The following is a 12,322-nucleotide window of genomic DNA, read 5'->3' as shown; positions in this document are numbered from 1 at the left end:
CCATCCGTTAACATGCCGGACCTGGTTTGGGGGCTCCCATGGAATTTCTGCTGTATTTGCTGCTGGGCGCGTGCGCGGGCGTACTCGCCGGGCTGTTTGGCGTGGGCGGCGGGATCATTATCGTGCCGGTGCTGGTGTTCAGCTTCACCTTGCAGGGCTTCGACCCGCAGGTGCTGACCCACCTGGCCGTGGGCACCTCCCTGGCGACGATCATCTTTACCTCGGTCAATGCCGTGCGTGAGCACCACCGACGTGGCGCGGTGCGTTGGCCGATCTTTGTCTGGATGACCGTGGGCATCCTGCTCGGCGCCGGTTTTGGTGCGCTGACCGCCGAGGCGATTTCCGGCCCCCACTTGCAGAAGATCATCGGCGTATTCGCCCTGATCATCGCCGTGCAACTGGCCCTGGAGGTCAAGCCCAAGGCCAGCCGCACGGTGCCGGGCAAGCTCGGCCTGACTGTGGCCGGTACCGTGATTGGCTGGGCTTCGGCGATTTTCGGCATCGGCGGCGGCTCGCTGACCGTGCCGTTTTTGACCTGGCGCAGCGTGCCGATGCAACAAGCGGTGGCCACCTCGTCCGCCTGTGGCCTGCCGATTGCCCTGGCCAGTGCGTTAAGTTTCATGATTCTGGGCTGGCATGACCCGCTGTTGCCCGCTCATAGTCTAGGGTTCGTGTATTTGCCGGCGCTGCTGGGCATTGCCCTGACCAGCATGGTGTTTGCCCGTTTCGGCGCACGCCTGGCGCACCGGTTGTCGCCGCGCTTGCTCAAGCGGTTGTTCGCCGGCTTGCTGTTTTGTGTCGGTTTGAATTTTTTGCTGTAACGCAGGCTTAATCGCGCCCGGGCATGGTCCGGTTGCCATAACGAATGATTTAACGAGGAGTCGCAATGCTGCCTTACCCGCAGATCGACCCGGTGGCCCTGGCCATCGGTCCGCTGAAAATCCACTGGTACGGGTTGATGTACCTGATCGGCATCGGCGGTGCATGGCTGCTGGCCTCCCGGCGCCTGAACCGTTTCGACCCGACCTGGACCAAGGAGAAGCTCTCCGACATGGTGTTCTGGTTGTCGATGGGGGTGATCGTCGGCGGGCGCCTGGGGTATGTGCTGTTTTACGATCTCTCGGCCTACATCGCCAACCCGACGCTGATCTTCGAAGTGTGGAAAGGCGGCATGGCATTCCACGGTGGCTTTATCGGCGTAATGATCGCGGCCTGGTGGTTTGGCCGGCGCAACGGCAAGTCGTTCTTCCAACTGATGGACTTCGTCGCGCCGCTGGTACCGATCGGCCTGGGCGCCGGGCGCATCGGCAACTTCATCAACGCCGAGTTGTGGGGCAAGCCGACCGACGTGCCGTGGGCCATGGTGTTCCCGCCGTTCAGCGACCCGGCGCAACTGCCGCGCCATCCGTCGCAGCTGTACCAGTTCGCGTTGGAAGGCGTGGCCCTGTTCCTTATCCTGTACCTCTTTTCGCGCAAACCACGCCCGACCATGGCCGTTTCCGGCATGTTCGCGCTGTTCTACGGGATCTTCCGTTTCATCGTCGAGTTCGTGCGCGTGCCGGATGCCCAGCTGGGGTACCTGGCGTGGGGCTGGCTGACCATGGGACAAGTGCTCAGCATTCCGATGATCCTGGTCGGCCTGGGCCTGCTGTGGTGGGCGTACAATCGCCCGCAACCGCTGAAGCACACCGCGCTTTAAATTCGAATGCCGAGGCCCGCGAGGTCTCGGCTTCAACGATACGGGTAATGACATGAAGCAATATCTCGAACTACTGAACGACGTCGTGACCAATGGCCTGACCAAAGGCGACCGTACCGGCACCGGCACCAAGGCCGTGTTCGCCCGTCAGTATCGGCATAACTTGGCCGACGGCTTCCCGCTGCTGACCACCAAGAAGCTTCACTTCAAAAGCATCGCCAACGAACTGATCTGGATGTTGAGCGGCAACACCAACATCAAGTGGTTGAACGAAAACGGTGTGAAAATCTGGGACGAGTGGGCCACCGAAGACGGTGACCTGGGCCCGGTGTATGGCGAGCAGTGGACCGCCTGGCCGACCAAGGATGGCGGCACGATCAACCAGATCGACTACATGGTGCACACGCTCAAGACCAACCCCAACAGCCGTCGCATCCTGTTCCACGGCTGGAACGTCGAATACCTGCCGGACGAAACAAGGAGCCCGCAGGAAAACGCGCGCAACGGCAAGCAAGCCCTGCCACCGTGCCACCTGCTGTACCAGGCGTTCGTACATGACGGCCATCTGTCGATGCAGTTGTACATCCGCAGTTCCGACGTATTCCTCGGCCTGCCGTACAACACCGCCGCCCTGGCGCTGCTGACCCATATGCTGGCCCAGCAATGCGACCTGATTCCCCACGAGATCATCGTCACCACCGGCGACACCCACGCCTACAGCAACCATATGGAGCAGATCCGCACCCAGCTGGCGCGCACGCCGAAGAAGCTGCCGGAACTGGTGATCAAGCGTAAGCCGGCGTCGATCTACGATTACAAGTTCGAAGACTTTGAAATCGTGGGCTATGACGCTGATCCAAGCATCAAGGCCGACGTGGCTATCTAAAGGCTGCCTCAGTCTAAGGGTGTGGGCTTGTGTGGGAGGGGCGGTTAATGCCCGTGGCTTCTGCCTACGTGTGAGGGCTCGGCCTCGCTGGCGGCTACACCGCCGTTGACCTCCAGTCGCTGCAAAATCCCGCAGTGGTCCCCACCGCCACAGCGTTGGCGCAGGTCCAGCAACTGCTCCTGCAACGCCAGCAGCCCGTCAATCCGCGCTTTTACATGGTGGATATGCTCGTCGATCAACGCATTCACGTTTTCACATTGGTCCTGGGGGCTGTCCCGTAGCCCGAGCAGGCTGCGGATCTCTTCCAGGGTCATGTCGAGGCTGCGGCAGTTGCGGATAAAGATCAGTCGCTCGGTGTGCGCCTGGGTGTACACGCGGTAGTTGGCCTCGGTGCGTGCCGGGGGTGGCAGCAGGCCTTCCTTCTCGTAATAACGGATGGTTTCCACCGGACAATCGGTCAGTTTGGCCAGTTCGCCGATCTTCATTGCAGCAATCTCCAAATGGGTGCTTGACCCTATAGTGGCTACAGGGTCTTTACTTGGCAACAGGCACCTTACGGACGCGACCTGATGAGCGACTCCATTCACACCCCGCACAAACACGACCATGACCATGATCATGGGCCGAAGAAACTCACCCCCGTGCACGATCACGGCCATGGCGGTTCCTGCTGTTCCGGCACGCCTGCGCCTGCGCTGGTGCAGTTGAGCGAGGCGCCCACCGCCGGCTCGCGCCTGAGTACCTTCCGCATCGAAGCCATGGACTGCCCCACCGAGCAGACGCTGATCCAGAACAAACTGGGCAAGCTGGCCGGTGTGCAGCAGCTGGAATTCAACCTGATCAACCGCATCCTCGGCGTCACCCATGACCTGCCGAGTACCGCGCCGATCATCGATGCGATCAAATCCCTGGGTATGCAGGCCGATCCGATCGTGGAGGGCACCCCGGCCGCCGAGCCGCCCGCCAAGAAGCATTGGTGGCCGCTGGCGTTGTCCGGTGTGGGGGCGTTGGGCGCCGAAGTACTGCACTTCACCAACGCCGCGCCCACTTGGGTGATTGCGCTGGTAGCGCTGGTGTCGATCCTCAGCGGCGGCCTCACCACCTACAAGAAGGGCTGGATCGCCCTGAAAAACCTCAACCTGAACATCAACGCGTTGATGAGTATCGCGGTCACTGGCGCGGTCCTGATCGGCCAGTGGCCGGAAGCGGCCATGGTGATGTTCCTGTTTACCGTGGCCGAGCTGATCGAAGCCAAGTCCCTGGACCGTGCGCGCAATGCCATCAGTGGCTTGATGCAGATGACACCGGAACAGGCCACGGTTCGGCAGGCTGATGGAAGCTGGGTTGAAATGGAGGTCAAAAGCATTGAGCTGGACGCAATCGTGCGGGTAAAACCCGGCGAGCGTATCGGCCTTGACGGTGAAGTCACCGCCGGCCAGTCCACCATCGACCAGGCGCCGATCACCGGTGAAAGCCTGCCGATTGAAAAGACCGTCGGCGATAAGGTCTTCGCCGGCACCATCAACCAGGCCGGTTCCCTGGAGTACAAGGTCACGTCGGCTGCCAACAACTCCACCCTGGCCCGCATCATCCATGCGGTGGAGCAGGCCCAGGGCGCGCGGGCACCGACCCAGCGGTTCGTCGACAGCTTCTCGAAAATCTACACCCCGGCCGTATTCCTGTTCGCCCTGGGTGTGGCGCTGATCCCGCCGCTGTTCATGGCCGGCGCCTGGTTCGACTGGATCTACCGCGCCCTGGTGCTGCTGGTAGTGGCGTGCCCGTGCGCGCTGGTGATCTCCACCCCGGTGACCATTGTCAGCGGCCTGGCGGCTGCGGCGCGCAAAGGCATCCTGATCAAGGGCGGTGTGTACCTGGAGGGCGGTTACAAGCTTGACTACCTGGCCCTCGACAAGACCGGCACCATCACCCACGGCAAGCCGGTGCAAACCGATTACCTGGCACTGTTCCCCACTGTCGAAGACAGCGCCCCGGCCCTGGCCGCCAGTTTGGCCGGGCGCTCCGATCACCCGGTGTCGCTGGCGATTGCCAATGCGGCGGTGGATAAAAACCTGCCGGTGCACGTTGTGGATAACTTCGAAGCCCTGGCCGGTCGCGGCGTGCGCGGCGATATTAATGGCCAGACCTATCACTTGGGCAACCACCGCCTGGTGGAAGACCTCGGCCTGTGTTCGCCGGAGTTGGAAGAAAAGCTGTTCGCCCTGGAAAAACAGGGCAAGTCCGTGGTGCTGTTGCTCGACAAGTCCGGCCCGCTGGCGCTGTTCGCCGTGGCCGACACAGTCAAGGACAGCAGCCGCGAAGCCATCCAGCAACTGCATGAGCTGGGCATCAAGACTCTGATGCTCACCGGCGACAACACCCACACCGCCCAGGCGATTGCGGCCCAGGTCGGCATCGATCAGGCCCAGGGCGACCTGTTGCCCACCGACAAGCTGCACGCCATCGAAACCCTCTACGGCCAAGGCCACCGGGTGGGCATGGTCGGCGACGGCATCAACGACGCCCCGGCCCTGGCCCGCGCCGAGATTGGCTTTGCCATGGCCGCAGCAGGTACCGACACCGCTATCGAGACGGCCGATGTGGCCTTGATGGACGATGATTTGCGCAAGATTCCGGCATTCATTCGTTTGTCGCGGCAAACGTCGAGTATCCTCAAGCAGAACATCACCCTGGCCCTGGTGATCAAGGCGATCTTCCTGGTGGTCACGTTCCTCGGCATGGCGACCATGTGGATGGCGGTGTTCGCCGACATGGGCGTGGCCCTGCTGGTGGTGTTCAATGGCCTGCGCCTGTTGCGCAAATAGAGGATGAGAGGGTGGTGTGCTGAGTGCCGAGCTGAAGGCGTTTTTTATGGTTGCCCGCCTGGGCAGCATCACCCAGGCGGCGAAAAAACTCGGCCTGAGCCAGCCCACCGTTACCACCCAGATTCGCAACCTGGAAAGCCAGTACGGCGTCGAGCTGTTCTACCGTGGCGGGCGCCGCCTCACCGTCAGCGACGAGGGCGCGCGCCTGCTGCCGATGGTCAAGACGCTGCTGCAGCAGGAAGCGGACATCGAGTTTTTCCTGCGCAACAGCGGCCAGGTCCAGGGCGCACTGAGGATTGCCGCGACGGCGCCGTACTACATCCTCGACCTGGTCAAAGCCTTTCGCGAACGCCTGCCGCAGGTGGAGGTATCGGTGGAAATCGGTAACTCCCAGCAGGTACTCGAAGCGCTGGACGATTACCGCGTCGATGTCGCTGCATCCTCGCAGTTGCTCGAAGACCCGCGCCTGATCCGCCGTGTATTGGGCACCGACCCGTTGGTGCTGGCGGTACACCGCAACCATCCACTGGCCAAGCTCGACCATGTACCCCTCAGTGCGTTGGCGGGGCATACGCTGTTGATGCGTGAAGCCGGCTCCACCACGCGGCGGCTTACGGAAGAGATGCTGCAAGGTGCGGGCGTCAGTTACGGGCCGCTGCTGGAAATCGGCAGCCGTGAATCGATCCGCGAAGCGGTGCTGCGCAATATCGGCATCAGCATCATCGCCCGCCAGGAAGTGCCCCATGACCCGCAGCTGAAGGTGCTGACCCTCGAGCATGCGCCGCAGATTCCCGAGTACCTGTACTGCCTCAAGGAAAGAAAAGGCGCTCGTCTGCCGGCGGCGTTTCTGGGGTTGGCGCAGGAAATGTCGCCGATCTAAAGCCTTGCGGTAGACCAGGCAGCCCACCGCCAAGCGTCCTACACAAATCTGCGAATACCACTATCGCCGCCTTTTGCCTTCCTGCCACAAGAGCGACGCATTGCCTGCCTAGCATGGCCTTCATCAGTTTGATGAGGTGCCACCATGAACACAGTCCTGACCCAACCCGGCGCGCCGATGAAAGTGCGCGGTATCCAGAAACGCTTCGGCGCCTTTACGGCGTTGGACAATGTGTCCCTGGACGTGGCTGCCGGCGAGCTGGTGTGCCTGCTCGGCCCTTCCGGCTGCGGCAAGACCACGTTGCTGCGCTGCATCGCCGGCCTGGAACGCCAGGACAGCGGCGAACTTTACCTGGGTGACCACGATGTTTCCCTGCTGCCGCCCCAGGCGCGGGACTACGGCATTCTGTTCCAGTCCTACGCGCTGTTTCCCAATCTCACCGTCGAAGCGAACATCGGCTACGGCCTCACCGGCAGCGGTCGCGATGAAGTGCGCCAGCGCGTCGGCCAGATGCTTGAACTGGTGGGGCTGCTTGGTAGTGAAAAGAAGTACCCCGGCCAACTCTCCGGCGGCCAACAGCAGCGGGTCGCCCTGGCCCGTGCCCTGGCGCCGGCCCCGTCATTGCTGTTGCTGGATGAGCCGATGTCGGCCCTCGACGCCCGCGTGCGCGAGCATCTGTGCACCGAGCTGCGCCAACTGCAACGGCGCCTGGGTATCACCACCCTGATGGTCACCCACAACCAGGACGAAGCCATGTTGATGGCCGACCGCATTGCCGTGATGAACAACGGCAAGGTCGAGCAATACGCCACGCCCCAGGAAATCTACGACCGCCCGGCCACGCCGTTTGTGGCGGAGTTTGTCGGCCAGGGCAATTGGCTGCCGTTCAGCCGCAACAGTGCCAGCCATGCCCAGGTCGGCGGGATGAACATGCGCCTGGCCGAGGATGCCGGCGTGGCCAGGTCCGGCCGGTTGTTCTGCCGCCCGGAAGCGATCAGCGTCAACCCGTCGGTGCATGAGGAGAACCTGTTCCCGGCCAAGGTCCGCGAGATCACTTTCCTCGGCAACCGCTGCCGCATGAGCTTTGAGCTGGAGCAACTGCCCGGCCATCCGCTGCTTGCCGAACTGGCCCCGGAAGCCATGCCGCGCCTGGGCGCCCAGGACATCTGGGTAGCCTTGCCGCCGCGCAGCCTGCAGGTGTTTGCCTGAGATGGCCGCTGTCTTGACTCTGGCGCGTCAAGCGTCACGCGCCGAAACCGGCGACCGTATTTTCGTGGTCGGCGGCAAACTGCTCTGGCTGGTGCTGCTGGGCATCGCCGTATTGCTACCACTGCTGGCGATCTTCTGGCGCGGTTTCAGCAGCGAGACCGGGCAGGGCGGTGGCCTGGTGGCCGCACGGGCGTTGCTCACCAGCGCCAACTTCCACTGGCTGCTGGGCAATAGCCTGAAAGTCTCCCTCAGCGTGGCGGCCATTGTCGTACCGCTGGCCTACCTGTTTGCCTACGCCCTGCAACGCACGTTGATTCCCGGCAAGGCCCTCTGGCGAGGCCTGTCGCTGCTTCCGCTGATGGCACCGTCGATGCTGCCGGGGATTGCACTGGTCTACCTGTTCGGTAACCAGGGCCTGTTGCGCGGGCTGCTCTCGGACAACATCTACGGCTTCTGGGGCATTGTCCTCGGTGAAGTGATCTACACCTTCCCACATGCCCTGATGATTTTGCTGTCGGCGCTGTCCCTGGCCGATGCGCGCTTGTTCGACGCGGCCTCGAGCATGGGCGCCAGCCCTGCGCGGGCGTTCCGCAGCATCACCTGGCCGGCCACGCGCCAGGCGGTGTTTGCTGCGTTCTGCCTGGTGTTCACCCTGACCATTACGGATTTCGGCGTGCCCGTGGTGGTGGGCGGGGATTACCAGGTGCTGGCGCTGGAAGCCTACAAGGCGGTGGTCGGCCAGCAACAGTTTGGTCGGGGTGCGTTGATCGGCATGGTGTTGCTGCTGCCGGCGCTGTTCAGCTTTGGCGTCGACGCCTGGTTGCGCCGTCGCCACGGCGATGCCATGAGTGGCCGCGCCCAGGTCTTCCAGCCGGCGCCGTCGCGCCTGAGGGATAGCGCCTATCTGCTTATCGTGCTGCTCATCAGTGCCGTGTTGCTGCTGGTGTTCGGCATGGCGGTGTACTCCTCGCTGGTGAAGTTCTGGCCGTACAACCTGTCGCTGTCGCTCGGCCACTACCAGTTCGAAGACACGGCCGGCGGCGGTTGGCTGGCCTATCGCAACAGCTTGACCCTGGCGTTGTGCACGGCATTGATCGGCAGCGTATTGATCTTCACCGGCGCCTACCTGATGGAAAAGACCAAGGGCCAGAAGGGCCTGAACCTGGCGCTGCGCATGCTCAGCTTTGTGCCGATGGCCGTGCCTGGGTTGGTGTTGGGCCTGGGCTACGTGTTCTTTTTCAACCTGAGTGGCAACCCGCTGCATGTGTTCTACGGCACCATGACCCTGCTGGTGGTGTGCACCATTGCTCACTACCTGACCACCGCACAGATGACCGCCACCACCGCGCTGCGCCAGCTGGACGCCGAGTTCGAAGCGGCGGCGCTGTCGCTCAAGGCGCCGCTGTATCGCCATTACTTGAAAGTCACGGTACCGATTTGCCTGCCGGCACTGCTGGACATCGTGCGCTACCTGTTTGTGTCGGCGATGACCACCGTGTCCGCCGCGATCTTCCTCTACAGCCCCGACACCATTCTCGCCGCCGTCGCCGTGTTGAACATGGACGACGCCGGCAATGTGGGCGGCGCGGCGGCCATGTCGACCCTGATCCTGTTCACCTCAGGCGGCGTTTCGCTGCTGCTGGCGTGGGCTTCACGTGGCGCCTTGCGCCGCTCCCAAGCCTGGCGCCAGACCGCGCCCGGCCAATAAATATCCCTGAAGGAGGTGCTCCATGTTCAAGCCCCTGGCGCTGGTCGCTGCCGTACTCACTGCATTCAGCCTGAATGCCTTCGCCAAGACCGAGTTGACCGTGTACACGGCCCTTGAAGCCGAGCAGTTAAAGACCTACAAAAAAGCCTTCGAGCAGGCCAACCCCGACGTCGAGATCAAATGGGTCCGTGACTCCACCGGCATCATCACCGCCAAGCTGCTGGCCGAAAAAGACCGCCCGCAGGCCGATGTGGTCTGGGGACTGGCCGCGTCGAGCCTGGCGATCCTCGATCAGCAGGGCATGCTCGATAACTACGCGCCGAAGGACCTGGACAAGATCGGCAAGCATTACCGTGACGCCGCCAACCCACCGGCCTGGGTCGGCATGGATGTGTGGGCCGCGACCATTTGCTTCAACACAGTCGAAGCCGAGAAACAGGGCCTGACCAAGCCGGTGAGCTGGCAAGACCTGACCAAGCCCGAGTACAAGGGCAAGATCGTGATGCCCAACCCGGCCTCGTCCGGCACCGGCTTCCTGGATGTGAGCGCGTGGCTGCAAACCTTCGGCGAGAAGCAGGGCTGGCAGTACATGGACGACTTGCACCAGAACATCGGCCAGTACGTTCACTCCGGTTCCAAGCCGTGCAAGCTGGCGGCTTCCGGTGAGTTCCCGATTGGTATTTCCTTTGAGTATCCGGCCGTGCAGTTGAAGCGCCAGGGCGCACCGCTGGACATCATCCTGCCGAAGGAAGGCCTGGGCTGGGACATCGAAGCCACCGCCGTGATCAAGGGTACCGCCCATGCGGACGCCGCCAGAAAGCTCGCTGACTTCTCCGCCAGTACAGCGGCAATGGACCTGTACAAGGACAACTTCGCTGTGCTCGCCCAGCCGGGGATCGCCAAGCCGCAGACCGAATTGCCGGCTGACTACGAGCAGCGGTTGATCAAGAACGACTTCGGCTGGGCCTCGAAAAACCGCGACAGCATCCTGGCTGAGTGGCGCAAGCGCTATGACGGCAAGTCGGAGAAACAATAATTTTCACCTCTACCTGTAGGAGCGAGCTTGCTCGCGAAGAACGAATAGACGGCGCGGATAACCTGAAGCGCTGCCTTATCGTTGACGTTCTTCGCGAGCAAGCTCGCTCCTACAGAGGGTTGCATATTCCATGACAGATTTACTGATCATCGGTGCCGGCATCCTCGGCCTGTCCCACGCCTACGCCGCCGCCAGGCGCGGGCTCAAGGTCAAGGTGTTCGAGCGCAGCGCCACGCCCCTGGGTGCCTCGGTACGCAACTTCGGCCAGGCCCTGGTCACCGGGCAGCCGCCGGGGCCGATGCTTGACCTGGCACGGCAAAGCCGTGATATCTGGGGGCAATGGGCTCGGGTTGCCGGCCTGCAGCTCAAGCGCAACGGCTCGTACCTGTTCGCCCGTACCGAAGCCGAAGAACATCTGCTGGAAGCCTTCTGCGCCGGCCGCGCGCGTGAACACGGCTATAACGTCGTCCTGTTGCAAGGCGCGGCGTTGAAGGATCTGTACGGCGGCCAGTTCCGCCATCACCGCGCCGCGCTGCATGGCCGGGACGACCAGCAACTGTATTCGCGCGAGGCGATACCGGCGCTGATCCACTACCTGAGCCAGCAACTGGGTGTGGAATTTTACTTCTCCACCCTGGTGCGCGATGTCGAACCGGGCCAGGTGCACAGCACGGCGGGCAGCTTTCGTGGCGAGCAGGTTATCGTCTGTTCCGGCCACGATTATCAAACCCTGTTGGCCGAGGCCATCGCCGAACTCAACCCGCAGATCTGCCGCCTGCAAATGCTGCGCGCCCGGCCTGCACTCAACCTCAACCTGCAACACGCCTTGCTCACCGGCCTCAGTTGTGTGCACTACGGCGCTTTTGCCGACCTGCCTGAAGCCGCGCCGGTACAGGCGCAGATCCTGCGCGAGGCGCCGCACTTGCACGAGCACGGGATTCACCTGCTGATCAGCCCGACGCCCCATGGCGAACTGATCATCGGCGACTCCCACGACTACGGCAGCGATGCCTCGCCGTTCAATGCCGAGCAGGTGGATGACTGGATGATCGAGTTGGCCGAACAGACCTTGGGTTGCAAGATCCAGGTAATGGAACGCTGGCAGGGCGTCTACGGCGCCAGGGGCCCGGCACCGTTTTCATTTGTGCAGGCCGCACCTGGCGTGAGCGCTGCCTTGATGCACACCGGTGTGGGCATGAGCGTGGGGCCGGCGATGGCCGAGCGCAATATCACAACCCTGTGGGGGCCGGCGTGATGAGCCCGGAACAGGCGATTGCCACAATCTTCGCTTTGTACGAGCAGCACGGCGCGGCGGATTACATCGGCGAGCCGGTGTCGCAGATCGAGCACATGTCCCAGGCCGCGCAGTTGGCCATGGCCGAAGGCTTCGATGATGAAGTGGTGCTGGCGGCGTTTTTCCACGATATCGGCCATCTGTGTGGCCAGGGTGGCGAGAACATGGGCGGTTATGGCGTGGTCAGCCATGAGCGGTTGGGCGCGGATTATTTGCGCCGTGCAGGCTTCAGTGAGCGCCTGGCCAGGCTGGTGGAGTACCACGTCCAGGCCAAGCGCTACCTGACGTTCAGCCGGCCGGACTACTACGCATGCTTGAGCGAGGCGAGCCGCCGCACCCTGGGTTACCAGGGCGGCGTGATGACGGCCGAGGAGGCTCGGGCGTTTGAGCAAGACCCGCTGTGTCAGGTCAGCCTGCGCCTGCGCCACTGGGACGAACAGGCCAAGGCAATGCACGTGCCGGTGCTCGACCTGGAAGTGCTCAAGGCCAAGGCCCGGCAGCTGCTGGCGGCTTAAGTCTCGTCGAGGCGCTGGGCCAGGGCTTCGACCTGTTCCTGGCGTTCGGCCTGGCTCAGTCTGGCCTGGGGGTTGAGGGACGACCATTGCGGGTGGGCGCGGGCCTTGTGCAACGCGTCCGGCAATTTGCCTTCGCGCCAGGTCTTGTCCTGGGGCGTATCGACCTTGATGCTGTGCATCGCCGCATGGCCGCGCAGGTTCAGGGCCTTGAGCAACTGGCGCTGGCGCAGGGCGAGCAGGCGCAGCACGCTGTCGTCCACGGTCAGCTCGCGT

12 protein-coding genes are annotated in these 12,322 nt (G+C 63.0%); 10 read left to right on the top strand and 2 right to left on the bottom strand.

The genetic code is table 11. The annotated features are described in order from the left end of the window. Nucleotides 1-38: 38 nt before the first annotated feature. The 3 genes from BFQ01_RS04365 (at nucleotide 39) to BFQ01_RS04355 (ending at nucleotide 2,585) form a co-directional block, all read left to right on the top strand. A complete protein-coding gene (locus BFQ01_RS04365; RefSeq protein ID WP_065924347.1) occupies nucleotides 39-821 on the top strand; it encodes a sulfite exporter TauE/SafE family protein in 783 nt (260 codons plus the stop codon). A 65-nt stretch (nucleotides 822-886) separates the two neighbouring features. Then, nucleotides 887-1,699 carry a prolipoprotein diacylglyceryl transferase gene (gene lgt, locus BFQ01_RS04360; RefSeq protein WP_065924346.1) on the top strand — a complete coding sequence of 271 codons (813 nt, stop codon included), beginning with the start codon at nucleotides 887-889 and terminating at the stop codon, nucleotides 1,697-1,699. A gap of 52 nt (nucleotides 1,700-1,751) precedes the next feature. Then, nucleotides 1,752-2,585 (top strand): thymidylate synthase, encoded by an 834-nt coding sequence (locus tag BFQ01_RS04355; RefSeq protein ID WP_065924345.1) that lies wholly within the window; start codon nucleotides 1,752-1,754, stop codon nucleotides 2,583-2,585. A gap of 44 nt (nucleotides 2,586-2,629) precedes the next feature. Here BFQ01_RS04355 and cadR read toward each other — a convergent pair whose 3' ends face one another. Then, a complete protein-coding gene (cadR, locus tag BFQ01_RS04350) occupies nucleotides 2,630-3,070 on the bottom strand; it encodes a Cd(II)/Pb(II)-responsive transcriptional regulator (RefSeq protein ID WP_027606134.1) in 441 nt (146 codons plus the stop codon). Between the two features lie 84 nt (nucleotides 3,071-3,154). On the opposite strand from cadR, the gene BFQ01_RS04345 reads away from it, so the two are divergent. From BFQ01_RS04345 to BFQ01_RS04315, 7 genes are all read left to right on the top strand, one after another. After that, the gene (locus BFQ01_RS04345; RefSeq protein WP_065924344.1) at nucleotides 3,155-5,407 is read left to right on the top strand and encodes a heavy metal translocating P-type ATPase; all 2,253 of its coding nucleotides are present in this window, start codon (nucleotides 3,155-3,157) and stop codon (nucleotides 5,405-5,407) included. Nucleotides 5,408-5,423: 16 nt separating this feature from the next. Continuing rightward, a complete protein-coding gene (locus BFQ01_RS04340) occupies nucleotides 5,424-6,287 on the top strand; it encodes a LysR family transcriptional regulator (RefSeq protein WP_027606132.1) in 864 nt (287 codons plus the stop codon). 144 nt (nucleotides 6,288-6,431) lie between these two features. Beyond that, nucleotides 6,432-7,496, top strand: a complete 1,065-nt coding sequence (locus tag BFQ01_RS04335; protein ID WP_065924343.1) for a putative 2-aminoethylphosphonate ABC transporter ATP-binding protein — start codon at nucleotides 6,432-6,434, stop codon at nucleotides 7,494-7,496. A 1-nt stretch (nucleotide 7,497) separates the two neighbouring features. Then, nucleotides 7,498-9,204: a putative 2-aminoethylphosphonate ABC transporter permease subunit gene (locus tag BFQ01_RS04330; RefSeq protein ID WP_065924342.1), complete on the top strand. Its 1,707-nt coding sequence runs from the start codon at nucleotides 7,498-7,500 to the stop codon at nucleotides 9,202-9,204. A gap of 22 nt (nucleotides 9,205-9,226) precedes the next feature. After that, nucleotides 9,227-10,240 carry a putative 2-aminoethylphosphonate ABC transporter substrate-binding protein gene (locus BFQ01_RS04325; protein ID WP_065924341.1) on the top strand — a complete coding sequence of 338 codons (1,014 nt, stop codon included), beginning with the start codon at nucleotides 9,227-9,229 and terminating at the stop codon, nucleotides 10,238-10,240. A gap of 130 nt (nucleotides 10,241-10,370) precedes the next feature. Beyond that, entirely contained in the window at nucleotides 10,371-11,495 is a 1,125-nt protein-coding gene (locus BFQ01_RS04320) for a TIGR03364 family FAD-dependent oxidoreductase (protein ID WP_065924340.1), read from the top strand. Beyond that, complete coding sequence (locus tag BFQ01_RS04315) at nucleotides 11,495-12,049, top strand: phosphonate degradation HD-domain oxygenase (RefSeq protein ID WP_065924339.1); 555 nt, start codon at nucleotides 11,495-11,497, stop codon at nucleotides 12,047-12,049. Before BFQ01_RS04320 ends, BFQ01_RS04315 begins: the two co-directional genes overlap by 1 nt. Here BFQ01_RS04315 and BFQ01_RS04310 read toward each other — a convergent pair. Beyond that, nucleotides 12,046-12,322 (bottom strand): DUF3482 domain-containing protein (locus BFQ01_RS04310; protein ID WP_141691244.1); only part of this gene is annotated, 277 nt, incomplete at its 5' end. The genes BFQ01_RS04315 and BFQ01_RS04310 overlap by 4 nt on opposite strands.

This window comes from Pseudomonas sp. 8 R 14, from assembly GCF_900005955.1.
Taxonomy (GTDB): Bacteria; Pseudomonadota; Gammaproteobacteria; order Pseudomonadales; family Pseudomonadaceae; genus Aquipseudomonas; species Aquipseudomonas marginalis.
Note: the sequence above shows the minus strand (reverse complement) of the source record. Positions and strands in the feature narration are given on the sequence as shown.